Here is a 16,453-nt window from a genome sequence, read left to right as displayed (position 1 = left end):
ATGATCCGCGACACAACCATCGCCGCCAAGCTCTGGATCACCGCCATCTGGGTGGTGGTGGGTTTCTTCGTACTCAACCTCGCGGCGATGATTGCCACGGTCATCCTGTCGTCCTTCGGCACGCGCTGGCTGGGCACATGGATTCCTGCCGGCTTCACCACCCGCTGGTATTTCGCCGCCTGGGCGGAATTCCAGCTGCACGATATCCTGATCGTAACCTTCCAGATCGCCTTCACCGTGGTCGCGCTTTCAGGCCTGCTCGGCGTGACGGCGGCCTATGCGCTGGCGCGGCGCGATTTTCCCGGCAAGAAGCTGATCATGCTTCTGTTCCTGCTGCCGCTTCTGGTGCCGCCGATCACCTTCGGCATCCCGCTGGCCACCGTGCTCTATCAGTCGGGGGTCGGCGGCACATTCTGGGGCGTGGTGCTGGCCAATCTCGTGCCGACGGTTCCTTTCGTCATCCTGGTGATGATCCCCTTCATCGAGCAGATCGATCCCAAGATCGAGGCGGCCGCGCGCGTCTTCGGCGCCAACACGTTCCAGCTCTTTCTCCATGTTCTGCTGCCGATGCTGATGCCGGGCATCTTGGCGGCTCTGCTGCTGGTGCTGGTGCGTACCATCGGCATGTTCGAACTGACCTTCCTGACGGCCGGGCCGACCAGCCAGACGCTCGTCGTGGCGCTGTACTATTCTGTCTTCGCCTCGGGCGTGCGCGCGGTGCAGTCGATCGACGCGATGGCCGTGGTGTATATGATAACGACGCTGGTCTGGCTGCTGATCGCACTGCGCTTCGTCAATCCGACGCAGATTGTAGCGCGGGCAAAGCAGCAGCCCGCCTCCGCCTGAAACAGGCTTTCTTTCCGCCGCATGATGGCGGCGGAAAGCCACTCTCCAGGAATCCTGGAGCGTTCGAGGTTCGAAGGAAGCGCTCTTATACGGGTTGGTTGCTGGCCGGATCCGCACGGATGAGGGCTGCGATCAGGCGCTGTGTCTGGAGCGCCTCCTCACCCGTCACGACTGGATCGCGGTCTTGCGAAATCGCATCGGCGAAATCGTCAATCAGCGCACGGTGCGCGTCATGGGGGAAGTCCATGATGGCTGCGCCGCTGCCTGTCTTCCCCTCCGCCTCGACGCGCTCTTCGCGCCCGTCGAGCCAGTCGACGCTCAGCGCCCCGCCGGTCAGCGTGGCCGTGCCGAGCGAGCCGACAAGCTCCATGGTTTCAGGCGAGCCCGGATAGGCCGCCGTCGTGGCGAGCAGCGAGGCCGGTGAGCCGTTGCCGAGCCGCATCAGGGCGGTGACGTAATCCTCAGCCTCCATCCGGTGCAGGCCAGTCGTCCGCACCTGCGAAGCCAGCACCTCTACCTCTCCCAGCAGAGAGCGGAAAAGGTCGATGGCGTGGATGGCCTGCGACAACAGCACGCCGCCCCCGTCCCGCGCGAAGCTGCCGCGGCCGCCGGTGTCGTAGTAGGCCTGCGGCCGCCACCACGGAACCCGAAGACTGGCCGCCTCCACCGTGCCGATGGCGCCGGAAGCCAGCAGTTGGCGCAGCCGCAGGCTGGCCGGCCGGAAACGGTGCTGCAGGACGACGCCGAGGCGCAGGCCGGCCCCGCGGGCCAGCGTGACCAGCTTCTCGGCGCGGGCCAGTGTTGTTTCGAGCGGCTTTTCGACGAGCACGTGCTTGCCGGCGGCAAGGGCCAGTTCGGCCACCGCCAGATGTGCGTTGGCCGGCGTCAGCACCAGCACCGCCTGAACTTCGGGATCGGCAATCGCGGCCGCAATATCGGTCGTCACGGGAAAGGAAAACTGGTCGGCAAAGGCTTCTGCCGTCGCCTGGCTGCGGCTGGCCGCCCATTTCACCTCGATCCTGCCGGCAAGATCGACGAGGCTCTTCGCATGCGGCAACGCCGCCGGACCCAAGCCGATCATGGCGACACGTAGCCTGCTCATCGCGCGTTCCTTTCCTGCCCCGTCACGACGACCGCCGCCGCCTGCGCCTCGAGCGCCAGCCGGCAGACCGTGAAGACATGCTCCTGCGTCATCGCCGTTTCGGTACGCTCGCACATGTCGGCAAGCAGGCGCTCGAAATAGGATATCTTTTCGCCCGACGCATCGAAATGGCGCGTGCCCTGGCCATCGACGAGGAATACGTGGTCCGTGCCAGGTTTGCCGGCTATGTCGACATATTTCCTAAGTTCGATCGTGCCCTTGGTGCCGAGCAGGATGAGCCGTCCATCCCCCCAGGTCGGCAGCCCGTCGGCGGTGAACCAGTCGACGCGGATATAGCCGCTCGCTTTGTCTCCCCGCAGGAGGATGTCGCCGAAATCCTGGAATGCTGGAATGTCAGGAGCGCCAAAATGGCCGACCGCACTTGAAACGACATTCGCGTCGGCGCAGCCAGTATAGAACAGGAACTGATCAATTTGGTGCGAGGCGATATCGACCAGGATGCCGCCGTAATTCACGGGATCGAAAAACCACGCCGGGCGTAGCGCACGGTTGAGCCGGTGCGGCCCCAGGCCCGTCACATGGATGACTTCGCCGATGGCGCCCTCCATCGCCAGCTGCGTCGCCAGCGTCGAGGCTCGGGTCAGGAGGCGCTCCGAAAAGCAGATCGAAAAGATGCGTCCCGTCTCACGCACGGTCTGCCGCACGGCGGCAAGCTGCTCGAACGTGGTCAGGCCGGGCTTGTCCGCAAGCACGTCCTTGCCATGCCACATGGCCTCGACGGCAATGGCGGCCCGGTCGGAGGGGACAGCCGCGGTAACGACGAGGTCGATGGCGGGATGCTCGATCAGGCGCCGTCGTTCGACCGGCGCGATCCGTGGAAAACGCTCGGCGATGCCGGCGGCAACCTTGGGATCGGTCGTCGCGGGATCGTAGCCGGCGCACTCGGCGCCGGCATCCAGAAGCCCACCGATCAGGTCATAGACGTGACGATGATCGATGCCGATCACGGCAAATCGCATTGGTCCGCTATTTCATCTTGTTGGCACCGACCTCGCGGTCCCATTTCTCGAAGGCGGCGACCAGTGCTTCCGGCTTTAACGGCGCTTCGACCGGGAACTTCCTGATCAGCTCTTCATATTGTGGGCGGCCGAACTCTGCGATGGCGTCCTGGCTTTCCTGCGGCGCGGCGCTGAGTGGTACCCCCTTGACCGCTGGACCGGGATAGAAATAGCCCTTGTCGTAGGTATAGGCCTGCTGCGCGGGTTCGAGCATGAAGGCCATGAGCTTGACCAGAACCGCGACCTTTTCCTCCGCGACGCCCTTGGGAATGCACATGAACTGCGTATCGGGCACCCAATGCGTGCCTTCGAGCGCAAACGTCTCGATCTCCTTCGGCACGATGCCCAACACACGCGGGTTGATGTCCCAGCCGAAGGTGGAAACGATCATGTCGCGGGTGCCCTCGGCCAGCTCCTTCATCGTCACCGTGGTGCCGGAGGGATAGTAATCGATGCCTTCATCCAGCGCCTTCAGATAGGCCCAGGTCTTCTCCCAGCCATTGATGGGATCGGAAGGATTCTTGTCGCCGAGGATGTAGGGCATGGCCATCAGGAAGGTCCAGCCCGGTCCCGAATTGACCGGCCGCGCATAGCAGAATTTGCCGGGATTGGCCTTCACCCACGCCAGCAGTTCGTCGGTGTTCCTGGGGATGGTCTTGACCCTGTCCGGCGCATATTCGAAGAGTGGGCCCGACGGCGAATAGACGACGGCGACGCCTTCGTTCTGGCCGAAGTTCTTCTGCATCATCAAGGCGCTGTCGAGATAGACGTCCTCAGCCTTGGGCAGCACAGTGGGGTATTTCGTCCACACGTCGATCCACAGGCCCTGGGTGATGCCGTCCGACATGGCACCCGGCCCCGTCAGCACCAGGTCGATGTCGACCCGGTTGGCCGCCTGCTGCGCGGCGAGCTTGGCCGGCAGTTCGGGGGACGGCGCGCGCGAGAACGTGATCTTGGAGACGAGCCCCGGATTTTCCTTGCCGAATTTCTCGATTGCCGCCTGGGTAAGCTGCAGATTGCCCGCGACATCAATGATGTTGAGCGCCACCGGCGAAGTGGGCAGGGCAAGCTCGTCGGCGAATGACCTGCCAAAGGGCAGCGCTGCAAACCCGGCCAATCCGCCGAGCGCCTGGCGGCGTGAAATCGTGAACATCGTCGTCGTCCTCCTCATTTATCTCCTTGAAAGAGCGGCATCTCCACACTTTCATCCCGGCTCTCCCAGACGAATGATATATTAGTCTATTAGTATCGAATGCAACGCAAATGACGCCCCGCTGCGCTGAAGGTCCCGTCGCGGACAGGCCGCGTCAGGCCGCGCCTGGCATGCTGCATTATCCTAGCGCCAGCCCCTCGACGCGGCCGGCCTTTGGCGAAGCATCAGGATTTCTTTGCGCCGACCAATTCGTCCCACTTTCGGAAGGCGGCGATCATCTTTTCCGGCGGCAGCGGCAGTTCGATCGGGTTGTCGGCGATGAGGCTGGCATACTCGTCCCTGCCGAAACGTTTGACGATGTCCTGGCTGTGCTGCGGCGCCATGGAGACAGGCACGTTCTTCACCGCCGGGCCGGGGTAGAGATAGCCCTCATCGTAGGAATAAGCCTGCGCTTCGGGCGTAAGCAAAAATGCCATCAGATCAAGCACCACGGCGAGCTTGTCGTCGGAAATGCCTTTCGGAACGCACATGAAAAAGGCGTCCGAAACCCAATGGAAGCCCTTGAGCGTGCCGATCCTTGCCGATTCCGGCACGATGCCGAGGGCACGTGGATTGATATCCCATCCCGTGGTCGAAATGATGATGTCGCGGCTGCCTTCCCCGAATTCCTTCATGGTGACGCCGGTGCCCGCGGGATAATAGTCGATATACTGGCCGATCTCTGCCAGATAACCCCACGTCTTCTCCCAGCCGTCGACGGGATCCTGCGGATCCTTGTCGCCGAGCAGGTAGGGGAGACCCATCATGAATGTGCGGCCAGGGCCGGAATTGGTGGGCCGCGCATACATGAAGCGGCCCGGATTGGCCTTGGCCCAGGCTAGCAGCTCCTCGACCGAGCCGGGAACCTCCTTCACCCGCTCAGGGGCGTATTCGATCAGCGGGCCGGAAGGATAGTAGTTGACGACAACGCCATATCCTGCGCCCTGCTTCTTGTGCAGGGCCAGTGCGGCCGGTTCGTAATTGTCCTCGATTTTGGGAAACTTGTCGTTGAAATCAGGCAGAATCTTGATCCATGTGCCGTTGGCTAGGCCTGCCGCCAGACCGTCGGAGCCGGTCAGCACCATGTCGATATCGACGCGGTTGGCTTCTTGCTGCGCGCGCAGCTTTCCGGCAAGCTCGGTCACCGGCGCCTTGGTGAAGACGATCCGTTCGGTGCGCTCGGGATATTTCTTGGCGTAGTTTTCGAAGGCCGGCTGCGAAAGCGCCAGCGCGCCGCCCACGTCCATCACCGAAATGACGACCGGCGATGCCGGCAATTTGGGTGACTGCGCCCAGGCCCGCGTCGTGCCGGCGAGGAATGTACCGCCAATGCCGCCAAGGATGGTGCGGCGATTCACCTTGAGTTCACGAGCAGTCATGGTTGTCTTCCTTCCCATTTTGTCGTTTGCCGGTCGTATTCGCGTTCTTCTTCTCCGACGCGCGCATGGGTGATGGTCATGTCGGGCGCCCACTCGATCTCGCTGGCGGGCACGCGAAGGCCATGCGCGTCCAGCACCGGCTGCAGCAGCGCCATCACATTTGCCGAGGCCATATCGACAGCCTGTGCGAAACCGGCGATGCCCCAGCGCACCAGGTTGCGCACGGCGTCGTCCAGTCGCAGCGCCGACCCGGCGAGCCCGATGCCGCCAGGAACGCGGACCGAGCCATCGGCGCGGCTCTCGACCCGCATTCCGGCAAATTCGTAAGACCCGTGCGGCGCACCGGCCGCCGAAACGGCATCGGTAACCAGGACCGACCGGTCCAGCCCTTTTGCCCGGACCAGCGATTTCAACGCGCCTGGCGGAACGTGAATCCCGTCGGCGATGAATGTCGCGGCGAGACGGTCTTCGGCCAGTTGGGCAAACAGGGTATTGTCCAGTTTCGGCAAGGTTTGCGGCAGCCCGTTGCCGAGATGGGTGGAAAGGACAGCGCCAGCCGCCGCGGCCTGCGCCACGAGCTCAAAACCGCAAGCCGAGTGGCCGATCGAAACAAGAATGTTGTGCCGGTTCATGGCCCGTATGAAAGCAATGCCACCTTCCACTTCGGGAGCCAGCGTCGTCAAAAGGATCGGGCGCTTGAGCAGCGACTGCAGACGCTCAATGAGCGCAGGATCCGCAGCGGTCATCGCCGAGGCGGGATGGCATCCGGAATAACCCGGGGCGGGATTGAGGAACGGACCTTCCAGATGATAGCCGGGGCACATGAGGGGACCGAGGCGGCTTTCGGAGACAGCCTTGTCGAGAGCGCTGAACCGCGCCGACAATTCGTCCGGCCTTGCCGTGATGATCGTCGGCAGGCACGCTGTCACGCCGCACGCCAGGAGGGCCTCCAGCGCTTCGTCGAGTTCCGCCGCCGTCAGGGTCCCCGAGTTGAAATCGACGCCGGCGAAGCCATTGACCTGCATGTCGACCAGACCGGGAGTAATCATGTTGCGGCCGATCGCCAAGATTCCTTACGCGGAGAGTACACGGCTTGATACCGCTTGCAAGCCATTTTTGAATAATGTTATCCAGAAATGCGAAAGGAAAAGAATCCGGGCATGTTGACGCTCTACACCGCGGATTTCGAGGACGCCCGCCAACGCGACTGCGCACGCGTCATCGCCAGCCTGCACGAAGGCGGCGGCAAATCCCGCGCCGCACTTGCCGCCGAGTTGGACATGACCTCGATGGCGATCTCGCGCGCCATCGCCGACCTCGTCGGCAGGGGCATCATCGAGCAAAGCGTCGGCCAGGTGAGCGGCCGTGGCCGCCCACCGGCGCAAATCGTTTTGAACCCCGGTTGCGCGGGCGCGACCGTCCTTCTTGTTTCCAGCCAGGAACTGGTTGGCGTCCTTGTCGATTTCCGCGGAAGTGTCCTCGCCCGGCAAACCGCCCATGTTCCGTCCGACGCCGATTCGGCCCGCATGACCGCGACGATGCGTGACCTTGTCGCCGGTCTGCTCGGCAGCTGCCCGTCTGGCATGCGTCATGTCGGAACGTCCGTTGCCGTTTCCGGCATCGTGGACGTGAAGACCCGGACGTGGATATTGACCTCGCGATGGCCGAACGTTCGCGATTTCGACGTCGGCAAGGCGCTCGATGGCATCACGCCGCGCGTGTTCCTGTTTCGCCAACTGGATGTCGAATTGAGCGCCCGATACGCCGTGCCGGGCATGGAAAGGCTGGATGGCGCCTTCATTCTTCATTGGGGTTGGGGCATCGGCCTGGCCTATCGCGGCAGCGACGATGCGCCGATGCGCCAGGGCGGCCCCTTCGGCGAAATCGGCCATTGGCGTTTCAACGTGCTCAAGGATCGCCCCTGCGGATGCGGCAACCGGGGCTGTCTCGAAACAGCAGCTTCGCTGTCAGCCCTGTTGCCGGTCATACGGGAGATATATCCGTGGGCTTCAGGGGAGGAGGAACTCCTCTCCAGCCAAATCGAGACGATGGAGCTGACGGATATTCCCGAAATCCGGGTCGCCGTCGATCTTATGGCGCGCGCGCTGGGGAACGCCTGCAGGCTGCTTTTCCCCGAGAAGGTGTTCATCACCGGCCCGTTTACCTGCAATGCCGGACTCTACAAACTTCTACGCTCCCGCTTCGAGGCGGAAGGATTGATCGGCACCTTGCGCCTGCCGACCCTGATCTCCGATCGCTCGAGCCTGGACTACGTCGTCCAAGGCGCCGCGCAACCGCTTCATGAAATCGCCGTTTGCGTGCTGCTCGGCACGCCGCAGGGGAAACCGAATGGCGCAGGGCGGAGCCGGCGGAATGGAAAGCGGCAAAGGCCGATGCCCTGACGCGAAGCATCTGAATGATTGACGCTGCGGGTTCAGAGATCCGGGAGCAATCTCGATGCCCCACACCTCTCACGTCCTGTGGAGAATGCTGCGACGCCGCTCGGGCGAAGCTCACTGCCTCGCGGAGGTTTCCGAGCCGGTTCTCACTAACGAGCCGCACAGCGAACAGCCGCATTTAGCATGTCGCCAGCGTTTTCTTCTTTAGGCCAGGAGCGCATTCCCGCGCCGTTCCATCTCTGCCGGATCGAGGTCCTCCCTCCACGACAGGAGCACCCAGACGTGGCCGAAGGGATCGCGCACGGTGGCGGAACTGGCGCCATAGAACATATTCGTGGGTGGCTGAATCTCTTCCGCGCCAGCCTTGACCGCGCGCCGCAGCAAGGTCGCGTTATCATCAGTGAAGATGTGAAGGCCAGCTGTGCAGCGACCAAGTGTCCGCGGCTCGCCGTATAGTCTCTCGTCCGGATCCCCGATCATGATCACGGCTCCGCAGATCAAAATCTCGGCGTGCATGATTTTGCCGCCTGGGTGGGCAATTCGGAACAATTCCATCGCTCCGAATGCCCGCTCGTAGAACGCGATCCCATCCGACGCCCCGTCGACGTAGATATGAGGGACAATCGCATTTCGATATCTCTCCGGTCGTTCAGTCATCTCGGTGTCCTCGCGCCAAATATCAGAGCGCTCGTTTGCGGTGCACAAGCCGGCGAAACACTCTTTATAAGACCCGGCGGAAGGCTCGCCTCAGTTCGCCCACCGCACCGCCGGAGACCATCAACCGTGCGTCGACACGATCCGTTCCGGGTTCCACGCGATCATCTGCTCGATTGCCGCCGAAGCCGGCGCCGGCTCGACTTGAAATTCCTCGAAAATCGAACGGTGCCTCTCTTTTCCAACACGGCAGGTCGGCAATCATCCAGGCCGACTCCAACCTGGAGACTGTCCTGATATTTCCGGCGATCAGCGGCTGGTGCCAGAAGGCGATATGGTCCTGCAAGCGATGGCCCTGGATAGTCGCCGGCATGAAGCACGGATGGCCGAAGGCGGTCGGAAGTCGAACGCCATCCGCGGCTGCTCGCCCCTAGACGCCGAGATGATGCTGCAGCAGCCCCGGCTGTGTCTTGAGCTCGGCGGCCGGGCCCTCGTGGGCGATATGGCCGTTGTTGATGATATAAACGCGGCTCGCGAGCGCCAGCGTCGCGGCGATGTTCTGTTCCACCAGCACGATTGTCTGCCCTGCCTGGGCCAGTTCGCGGCAGGCGCGCACCAGATCGTGCACAATGACTGGAGCAAGTCCTTCGAAGGGTTCATCAAGCAGAAGGATCTTCGGGTTGCGCACCAATGCACGGGCTATGGCCAACATCTGCTGTTCGCCACCCGAGAGATCCGTGCCCCGGCTGGTGCGCCGTTCCTTCAGCCGTGGGAACATCGTGTAGATACGTTCCAGCGGCCAGCGGTCGTCGGCGGTCAATCCGGCCAGAATGATGTTTTCCTCGACGCTCAGGCTGCCGAAGATGCGCCGATTCTCGTGCACGAGCTGCATGCCTTCCCGAGCGATGCTGTGCGCCTTCCTGCCAACCAGCTCAACCCCGTCGAGCTCAACCGAGCCGGCTCGTGGCGTCACCACGCCCATCAGGCTCTTCAGCGTCGTCGACTTGCCCGCGCCGTTGCGCCCGAGCAGCGCCACGACCTCGTTTTTCTCGACCCTCAATGAGACGTCGAACAGAATGTGACTGTCGCCATAATAGCTGTTCAACGCCCTGACTTCGAGCAGGCTCATGCCACCTCTCCATGTACCCCGCCGAGGTAGGCTTCCTGCACCTTTGCGTTGGTCTTGATCTCAGCGGGCATGCCTTCGACCAGTACCCTGCCCTCCTGCAGGACGGTCACTTTCTCGACCAGCTCGAAGAGCGAATCCATGTCGTGGTCGATGATGATCATCGTGCGTCCACGCGCGATTGACTTGAGCAGCGCCACGGTCTCGACGCGCTCGCGCGGGCTCATGCCGGCAAGCGGCTCGTCAAGCAGGAGCAGGCTCGGCGACGTCGCCAGCGCAAGGCCGATTTCCAGCCGCCGCTTCTCGCCATAGGCCAGTTCCGAAACGGGCCGATCGAGCCGCGCCGTAAGGTTCACCAGCGCCGCCGTTCGCTCGACCTGCTCATTGAGACCGGGAACGCTGTGGATACTCTTGAACAGGTCAAGCCGGAACTTTCCACGCGCCTCGCCCAGCGCGGCAATCATCAGGTTCCGCCGCACCGTCAGGCGGTCGAACAGCTGGTTGATCTGGTAGCTCTTGGTGAGCCCGAGCTGGCACACCTCGGACACGCCCATGCCCGTAATGTCGCGGCCGGCCAGCATGATGCGGCCGGAGGTCGGCGCGATCTCGCAGGTGAGCATCTTGAAGAACGTGGTCTTGCCCGCGCCGTTGGGTCCAATGATGCCCCGTATCTCCCCATGATCGACACTGAAGTCGATGTTGCTGTTGGCTGTGATGCCGCCATAGCGTTTGGTTAGGCCCTGCACCTGCAGGATCGGTCCGGATGCTGGCGCAGTGCCATGCCGGCGCGCCGGCATCGGTTCGACGACCGTCACGACGTGCGGCGCACTCTCGACCGCGGTATTGGCCCGTTCGATGCGCTTGCGGCCGCCGGTCAACCCATAGAGATCGACGATCGCACCGACGATGCCGCGCCGCAGGAAACAGACCAGCAGCACGAAAACGATGCCGAGCACCAACTTCCATGTGGCGCCGAGATGCAATGTGTTCTGGAAAAAGTCGCTCAGATACAGCCACACCGTCGCGCCCACCAGCGGCCCGAACAGTGTGCCGGCACCGCCGATCGCCGTCTGCATCACGACCTGGCCGGACGTGTCGAACATGAAAGCGTCCGGCGGCATGAAGCCCTGCATGACGCCCAACAGGCCGCCGGCAAAGCCGGCATAGATCGCCGCAACCACGAAGGCCGTGAGCTTGTAGCCGTGTATGTCGTGGCCGAGCGCCGCGGCGCGGAGGGGATTGTCGCGGATCGCCGAAAGGATCGCGCCAACGGGCGAGCGTACGATGCGAAGTGCGACGACAATGCCGACGAAATACCAGAACGCCAGGAAGGTATACATCGTCCAGTCGGTGTTGAATTCGAGCACCGTGAAGCCGAGGTTGACGACCGGGGTTGGCACGCCAGGCAAGCCGTTCTCGCCGCCTGTGAATGCCGAGAGCGGATTGAACTCGACAAAGAAGAAGACTTCGGCGATGGCCACCGTGATCATGGCGAAATAGATGCCGGTGCGTCTCAGGGCGATCAGGCCGATCACATAGCCGACGACACCCGACACGACGGCGCCCATGACGATGGCAGCCATGACATAGGAGAAGCCGGTTTCAGTCAGGAGATAGGCGGCGAACATCCCGCCAGTACCGTAGAAGGCCGACTGGCCGAACGACAGCAATCCCGTGTAGCCGAACAGGATGTCGAAGCCGATCCCGAACAGGCCCCATATAAGGATACGATTGATCGTGCTGGGCGAAAAGCCGAGATGGGGCAGCACGAACGGCGCCAGGACGAGCGCCAGCGCCGTCAGAAGCTCGACAAGGAAGGGATGTTTGATGTTCATGGCGACCGCGTCTACTCGCGCCCTGCCGTGCCGAGCAGCCCGTGCGGGCGAAGCACCAGCACCAGAGTCATCGCCACGAACAGCATGACATAGGAATAACCGGGATTGAACATCGAGGTGATGCTGATGATTTCGCCGGCGATGAGGCCGCCGAGGATCGCGCCCGGAAAGGAACCGACGCCGCCGATCACCACGACCACGAAGGTCTGGACCAGTATGGCTTCCCCGACATCGGGCGCGATCGACACCACGGGTGCGTTGACAATGCCGGCGAAGCCGGCCGCCATGGCTCCGATGCCGAAGACGAGCATGAAGATCTTGTAGACGTCGATTCCAAGCGAATCGACCATCACCGAATCCTCGATGCCTGCTCGCACGATCATCCCGATGCGGGTGCGATAGAGCACGACATAGAGCATCAGCAGCGCCAGGGCGACGATGCCGAGCAGCGCCAATCGGTAGGTGGGATAGACCATGAAGCCCAGATGGGTGATGCCGACCAGCGAGGTGGGCGGCGGCACCGTGCGCGAGAGGCTGCCGAAGAAGAAGCGGACCGTCTCGACGAAGACGATGCCGAGCCCGAACGTGACGAGAAGCTGGTCCTCGAGCGGCCGCGCGTAAAAATGGCGAATGATCAGCCGCTCGATCAACACCCCGACGATCATCACGAACAGCGATCCGGCCGCGACCGCGGCGAGGAATGAACCTGTGTAGGTATAGGCGAGCCAGCCGGCATAGCCTCCGAGCATGAACATCGCGCCGTGGGCAAGGTTCAGGACGCCGAGCGTCCCGTAGATGATGGTCAGCCCGGAGGAGATCAGCGCCAGAAGCGCGCCGAGCACGAGCCCATTGAAGCACTGCGAGATGAAATTTGCCCAGTTGATCACTCTGCGCCCACCTTAATCATGAAAAATATGCCCTGCCCTCGCGCCAGCAAGGGTTTGGCAGACAAGTCGCGAACAATCGACATCCCACCGCCGACCGCCGGGAGACGAACCGTCTGCGTCCAGCCAGAGCCAGTCCCGGCGCGAGCGCCTTCTCCACCCGTGGCGGGCGGAGAAGGCGCTGCGGGATATCAGGTGTAGCTGCCCAGGTTGCAGCCGAACTCGTCAGGCTTCTGCATCAGCGGCGCGCCATCGACCACCTCGACCACGTTCCAGTAGTCGTCGTCGCTCTTCATGTCCTTGGGGTCCTTACCCTGGACGAGTACGACCGGTCGCACGCACTGATGGTCTTCCGGCCGATAGTGAACGTCGCCGACGAGTGAAGGGATGGTCTCACCCTTCTCGTATTGCTTGATGACGTCCGGCGGATAGAAGCTACCGGCCTGCGACACCATGCGCGCCCAATGAGCGAAGCTGACATAGGCATTTTCGGCGCCCCATTCCGGCCGATAACCGAACTTTTTCTGGAACGCGTCCACGAACTGCTTGGCGAGCGGATACTTGTCCTGCAGGGTCCACCAGAAATCGGTAGCGGCAAAAACGCCGGCTGTCAGTTCGGGGCCTACTTCCTTGGCAAGGAAGGGGATCTGGTAGGGGATGACCATCTTCATGCTCGGAGTCAGGCCGAACTGCTTGGCCTGCTGGATCGACAGCACCGCGTCGCGGCCCCAGTTGACGTTGACAATGAATTCGGCGCCCGAATTGGCGATGTTGGTCAGATACTGGCTGAAATCCTGGGTGCCTAGCGGCGAGACCTGGTCCGTCACCATCTCCCATCCACCCTGAGAGGTCAGGTAGTCGTTCACCGACTTGGTGACGGTGTGACCGTAAGTGTAGTCCGGCGTCATGAATGCCGCCTTCTTTCCCTTTCCGTAGGTCTTCAGAAGGATCGGGCCGATCGCGTTGGCTGCGGTCTGGCCGTAGAAGTTCTGGCGGAAGCCGTAGCGGACACAGTCCTTGCCTGTTGTGTCGTTTGAGCCGGAGATGCCCGCGACGTAGAGGATCTTCTCGCGCTGCGCGAATTTGTTGAGCGCAACCGCGACCGCCGATGAAGTCGAGCCAGTCATCAGGATGATGTTGTTTTGGTGGATGAAATTCTGCTCGAGCTCGACGGCCTGGTTCGGCTTGGCCGCGCTGTCGGCGGACAACAGCTCGACCTTCTTGCCGAGCAACCCCTTGTCGACTTTCGGCGCCAACGCCTTCATCAACTCATGGCCGTTGTTGATGTGGTCGACCGCCAGCTGCCAGCCCTTAAGTTCATCAGCACCCTGCACGGCATAGGCACCGGTAAGGGGCACCGCGGCTCCGATGTAGACGGTGTCGCCCGCCGACCCGGCCGGCCAGGTGCCTATCGCGGGCTTGTCGTCGGCTGCAAAAGCCGCAAAGCTGGATAAGGGCAGAACGGCACTACTGAGAAGACCTGCGCCCGCGTGCAGCATGGTGCGGCGGGATATATTGGAAGTATTTTGATCGTCGAGCGGCATCAGCTGTTCCTCCTTAGCGTGGAGCCGTCGGACGGCTCTCATTTGTTGTTCCCGCAAACCGGTTTTTTCCAGCGAAACGCTGAAAATGGCCTATTTGCATGGGCATTCGCAGTGGCGTAGGCCTGCCAGTCAATACAACTTTCGTTTGATAATTCTGTTCATTGATCTGGATTAATAAGCATAGGAAAGTTTCGTTGAAGGTCATGAACATTTGGAGCATGGCATGCCGCTGACCGGCCACCCGATCGTGACCCGACTGACACGTGCAATGAAGCTGGATTCGCTAGACATCAAACGTCTTGAGGCAATCTTCGAGCGCGATCTTACCATTCGGAAACGGGAGGAACTCGTCGTTCACGGCTCCGAGTTCCGAAACCTGTGCTTTGTTAAAGACGGCTACGCGATCCGCTACAGGTTGCTGCGCAGCGGCAGGCGGCAAATCCTGAAGCTCATCCTGCCCGGTGATGTCATTGGATTCCCGGTCAGCTTTTTCGATCGATCCACTTGTTCGGTCGTTGCCGTGAGCGAACTGACCTACGCCGTCTGCTCGTTCGACGCGTACATTCGTCTCTGCTACGAGCAGCCCCAATTCGGTCTGGTGTTAAGTTGGCTCGCCGCCCAAGAGGCAGCGACTTATGCGGAACACATCGTCAATCTAGGTCGGCGCACTCCGATTGAAAGGTTGGCGCACCTTTTGCTGGAGATTCACGCGCGTCTCCTGGAAGTCGAACGCGCCGACGAAGCAAGTTTCGATCTGCCGTTTTCACAGGAAATCATGGCGGACGCGCTCGGGTTGAGCGTGCCCCATCTCAATCGCATCATTCAGCAATTGCGCGCCGAACAGCTTATCACCAGCAACGCGCGCTTCATCGACTTGACTGATCTTGCGGGCCTTCGAAGACTGGCTCAGTACCAGCCGATGTCCCTCGTTCCGATCCCGGTGCTGAAGCAGCGGGAATGAAAAGCGTCCCGTCGATCATATTAGCACCCTGCGTGAATTCCTTCACATACAAATCTCACCCGCGGCGTACAAGAGATGACAGAGCAGGCAATTTAGTCTCTCTTTCGGACAGATCATAAAGAAAATAGCAAAGATCAAGCCCGAAGAGGAAGTTGGTTTTTAAACTAAGCCAATTTCGTTCTCATCACGAATTTTGTGATGCCATCAACCAAAGGGAGAGAAACATGTATAAGATCATTACAGCTGCGTCTGCATTCTTCATCCTCACGGTGCCTTCGTTCGCGATCGACTCGACCTTCGTCCACAGTCTGCGAGCCGACAATGGTGACTTCGAAGCCCCGGGTGACTTGAAGGGTCAACATTCATTGGCTTCAGAAGAAGCGGTGTATGGCTTCCCGACCGGGTCGATCGGATTGCCTAGTGGCGCTTCGAACTCCAAGTGCATGGGGGTCAGCCCACACCAGTACGATCCTGTCAGCCCGGACTGCCGGAATTGATCCAGATAAGAGCGGTGGCTAGCGCCACCGCTCTGCCTCCTTGAGCGGGTACCGACTGACCGACGGACTATTGAGAAAAGGCCCGACCATAGATCGCGCGACAGCCCGTGTTAGGTCCAATCGCCTGGGACGGCGTCAGGATGCTGAACGGAGGTTCCCAGTTCGTCGCCACGACAGGTGGAGGACTATCCCTTCATGCCGATCCGGTCTTCGTTGCGCAATCTAATTTCGCGGCTCTGATGCGCGCCGATTGCGAACGGCGACATCAGTCATCGTCCTGTGACTCGGCGATGTGACGAAGCGCACCGGCGTTCTTTATGCGCAGGCCACCACGCTTGATTGCGATAATCGAACGGTTGCGCCAATCGTTAAGCGTCTTGTTGACGGACTCGCGCGTGGCGCCCAGGAACTCCCCCAGTTCGGACTGGGAGATCGGTATCCAACCTGAGCCATCCGCCATAACGCCGGCCAAAAAGGCCAGTCGCTTTGCCAGCCTGGCCTCAATGCCGAAGAAAGCCTGATCGCCAAGTTCGCCGCTGACCCAACGCAGCCGTGCGCACAAAAGCTCAATCATGGCGCGTGCCAGAGGTGGGTTTTTTTCGATGCGATCGAAGAGCTGCTTCCGACCGAGCGAGGCCAGATCGCAAACGGTCAGGCAAGTGGCGGTTGCGGTGCGCGGGCGCCCGTCGAGCGCGCCGATCTCTCCGACCAAGCTGTGCGAAAGCTCGATATTGGCCACCAGCTTCCGGCCTCCCGGCGAATACATCGAGATCTCCACCGTCCCGCTCGTCACCCCGTAAATACGATCGGATGGATCTTCCTGGACGAAGAGGATCTGGCCCGCCGCGTGGCGTTCAACCTTGCAGCCGCTGAAAAGAAGATCGAACAGGCGCGGATCGATCCGTGCAAGGCGCGGGAGATCATTTCTTTCGTTCGCGCCGCCAAAAGCCATGTCGCCCCCAAGTTGCCGATCGGA

16 protein-coding genes are annotated in these 16,453 nt (G+C 61.6%); 4 read left to right on the top strand and 12 right to left on the bottom strand.

Annotated elements, in window-relative coordinates; translation table 11 throughout:
- Positions 1-846, top strand: coding sequence for an ABC transporter permease subunit (locus FJ951_RS02865; protein ID WP_140513473.1), 846 nt, complete (start codon positions 1-3; stop codon positions 844-846).
- 85 nt (positions 847-931) lie between these two features.
- Here the strand turns inward: FJ951_RS02865 and FJ951_RS02860 are convergent, their stop codons facing one another.
- The 5 genes from FJ951_RS02860 to FJ951_RS02840 form a co-directional block, all read right to left on the bottom strand.
- Positions 932-1,948 carry a Gfo/Idh/MocA family oxidoreductase gene (locus FJ951_RS02860; RefSeq protein WP_140513471.1) on the bottom strand — a complete coding sequence of 339 codons (1,017 nt, stop codon included), beginning with the start codon at positions 1,946-1,948 and terminating at the stop codon, positions 932-934.
- Complete coding sequence (locus FJ951_RS02855) at positions 1,945-2,967, bottom strand: Gfo/Idh/MocA family oxidoreductase (protein WP_140513469.1); 1,023 nt, start codon at positions 2,965-2,967, stop codon at positions 1,945-1,947. The genes FJ951_RS02860 and FJ951_RS02855 overlap by 4 nt, the downstream gene beginning before the upstream one ends.
- A 7-nt stretch (positions 2,968-2,974) precedes the next feature.
- Positions 2,975-4,159: an extracellular solute-binding protein gene (locus tag FJ951_RS02850; RefSeq protein WP_140513467.1), complete on the bottom strand. Its 1,185-nt coding sequence runs from the start codon at positions 4,157-4,159 to the stop codon at positions 2,975-2,977.
- Positions 4,160-4,383: 224 nt separating this feature from the next.
- On the bottom strand, positions 4,384-5,577 hold the full coding sequence (locus tag FJ951_RS02845; RefSeq protein WP_140513465.1) for an extracellular solute-binding protein: 1,194 nt from the start codon (positions 5,575-5,577) through the stop codon (positions 4,384-4,386).
- Positions 5,574-6,626: an N-acetylglucosamine-6-phosphate deacetylase gene (locus tag FJ951_RS02840; RefSeq protein WP_140513463.1), complete on the bottom strand. Its 1,053-nt coding sequence runs from the start codon at positions 6,624-6,626 to the stop codon at positions 5,574-5,576. The genes FJ951_RS02845 and FJ951_RS02840 overlap by 4 nt, the downstream gene beginning before the upstream one ends.
- A gap of 240 nt (positions 6,627-6,866) precedes the next feature.
- Here FJ951_RS02840 and FJ951_RS02835 point away from each other — a divergent pair, with 240 nt between their 5' ends.
- Positions 6,867-7,979 carry an ROK family protein gene (locus FJ951_RS02835; protein WP_181172193.1) on the top strand — a complete coding sequence of 371 codons (1,113 nt, stop codon included), beginning with the start codon at positions 6,867-6,869 and terminating at the stop codon, positions 7,977-7,979.
- A gap of 201 nt (positions 7,980-8,180) precedes the next feature.
- Here the strand turns inward: FJ951_RS02835 and FJ951_RS02830 are convergent, their stop codons facing one another.
- From FJ951_RS02830 to FJ951_RS02805, 6 genes are all read right to left on the bottom strand, one after another.
- Positions 8,181-8,633: a VOC family protein gene (locus tag FJ951_RS02830; RefSeq protein WP_140498475.1), complete on the bottom strand. Its 453-nt coding sequence runs from the start codon at positions 8,631-8,633 to the stop codon at positions 8,181-8,183.
- Between the two features lie 64 nt (positions 8,634-8,697).
- Positions 8,698-8,976 carry a hypothetical protein gene (locus FJ951_RS02825; RefSeq protein ID WP_140498476.1) on the bottom strand — a complete coding sequence of 93 codons (279 nt, stop codon included), beginning with the start codon at positions 8,974-8,976 and terminating at the stop codon, positions 8,698-8,700.
- 84 nt (positions 8,977-9,060) lie between these two features.
- Positions 9,061-9,759, bottom strand: a complete 699-nt coding sequence (locus FJ951_RS02820; protein ID WP_140513459.1) for an ABC transporter ATP-binding protein — start codon at positions 9,757-9,759, stop codon at positions 9,061-9,063.
- The gene (locus tag FJ951_RS02815; protein ID WP_140513457.1) at positions 9,756-11,591 is read right to left on the bottom strand and encodes a branched-chain amino acid ABC transporter ATP-binding protein/permease; all 1,836 of its coding nucleotides are present in this window, start codon (positions 11,589-11,591) and stop codon (positions 9,756-9,758) included. Before FJ951_RS02815 ends, FJ951_RS02820 begins: the two co-directional genes overlap by 4 nt.
- 11 nt (positions 11,592-11,602) lie before the next feature.
- Entirely contained in the window at positions 11,603-12,478 is an 876-nt protein-coding gene (locus FJ951_RS02810) for a branched-chain amino acid ABC transporter permease (RefSeq protein ID WP_140513455.1), read from the bottom strand.
- A gap of 188 nt (positions 12,479-12,666) precedes the next feature.
- Positions 12,667-14,019, bottom strand: a complete 1,353-nt coding sequence (locus FJ951_RS02805; RefSeq protein ID WP_140513453.1) for a substrate-binding protein — start codon at positions 14,017-14,019, stop codon at positions 12,667-12,669.
- Positions 14,020-14,242: 223 nt separating this feature from the next.
- Between FJ951_RS02805 and FJ951_RS02800 the strand changes: the two genes are divergently transcribed.
- Both FJ951_RS02800 and FJ951_RS02795 read left to right on the top strand, forming a co-directional pair.
- A complete protein-coding gene (locus FJ951_RS02800; protein WP_140498481.1) occupies positions 14,243-14,980 on the top strand; it encodes a Crp/Fnr family transcriptional regulator in 738 nt (245 codons plus the stop codon).
- 224 nt (positions 14,981-15,204) lie between these two features.
- Positions 15,205-15,477, top strand: coding sequence for a hypothetical protein (locus FJ951_RS02795; RefSeq protein ID WP_140513451.1), 273 nt, complete (start codon positions 15,205-15,207; stop codon positions 15,475-15,477).
- Between the two features lie 265 nt (positions 15,478-15,742).
- Here the strand turns inward: FJ951_RS02795 and FJ951_RS02790 are convergent, their stop codons facing one another.
- On the bottom strand, positions 15,743-16,429 hold the full coding sequence (locus FJ951_RS02790; protein ID WP_140513449.1) for a Crp/Fnr family transcriptional regulator: 687 nt from the start codon (positions 16,427-16,429) through the stop codon (positions 15,743-15,745).
- Positions 16,430-16,453 lie beyond the last annotated feature (24 nt).

The organism is Mesorhizobium sp. B2-2-3 (assembly GCF_006442405.1).
Taxonomy (GTDB): Bacteria; Pseudomonadota; Alphaproteobacteria; order Rhizobiales; family Rhizobiaceae; genus Mesorhizobium.
The sequence above is the reverse complement of the archived record's forward strand: the minus strand, read 5'-3'. Positions and strand labels throughout refer to the sequence as shown.

Bases quoted from the DNA above. Each gene is read 5' to 3' on its own strand.
- FJ951_RS02865 (WP_140513473.1), top strand. From the start codon at position 1: ATGATCCGCGACACAACCATCGCCGCCAAGCTCTGGATCACCGCCATC.
- FJ951_RS02860 (WP_140513471.1), bottom strand. From the start codon at position 1,948: ATGAGCAGGCTACGTGTCGCCATGATCGGCTTGGGTCCGGCGGCGTTG.
- FJ951_RS02855 (WP_140513469.1), bottom strand. From the start codon at position 2,967: ATGCGATTTGCCGTGATCGGCATCGATCATCGTCACGTCTATGACCTG.
- FJ951_RS02850 (WP_140513467.1), bottom strand. From the start codon at position 4,159: ATGTTCACGATTTCACGCCGCCAGGCGCTCGGCGGATTGGCCGGGTTT.
- FJ951_RS02845 (WP_140513465.1), bottom strand. From the start codon at position 5,577: ATGACTGCTCGTGAACTCAAGGTGAATCGCCGCACCATCCTTGGCGGC.
- FJ951_RS02840 (WP_140513463.1), bottom strand. From the start codon at position 6,626: ATGATTACTCCCGGTCTGGTCGACATGCAGGTCAATGGCTTCGCCGGC.
- FJ951_RS02835 (WP_181172193.1), top strand. From the start codon at position 6,867: ATGGCGATCTCGCGCGCCATCGCCGACCTCGTCGGCAGGGGCATCATC.
- FJ951_RS02830 (WP_140498475.1), bottom strand. From the start codon at position 8,633: ATGACTGAACGACCGGAGAGATATCGAAATGCGATTGTCCCTCATATC.
- FJ951_RS02820 (WP_140513459.1), bottom strand. From the start codon at position 9,759: ATGAGCCTGCTCGAAGTCAGGGCGTTGAACAGCTATTATGGCGACAGT.
- FJ951_RS02815 (WP_140513457.1), bottom strand. From the start codon at position 11,591: ATGAACATCAAACATCCCTTCCTTGTCGAGCTTCTGACGGCGCTGGCG.
- FJ951_RS02805 (WP_140513453.1), bottom strand. From the start codon at position 14,019: ATGCCGCTCGACGATCAAAATACTTCCAATATATCCCGCCGCACCATG.
- FJ951_RS02800 (WP_140498481.1), top strand. From the start codon at position 14,243: ATGCCGCTGACCGGCCACCCGATCGTGACCCGACTGACACGTGCAATG.
- FJ951_RS02795 (WP_140513451.1), top strand. From the start codon at position 15,205: ATGTATAAGATCATTACAGCTGCGTCTGCATTCTTCATCCTCACGGTG.
- FJ951_RS02790 (WP_140513449.1), bottom strand. From the start codon at position 16,429: ATGGCTTTTGGCGGCGCGAACGAAAGAAATGATCTCCCGCGCCTTGCA.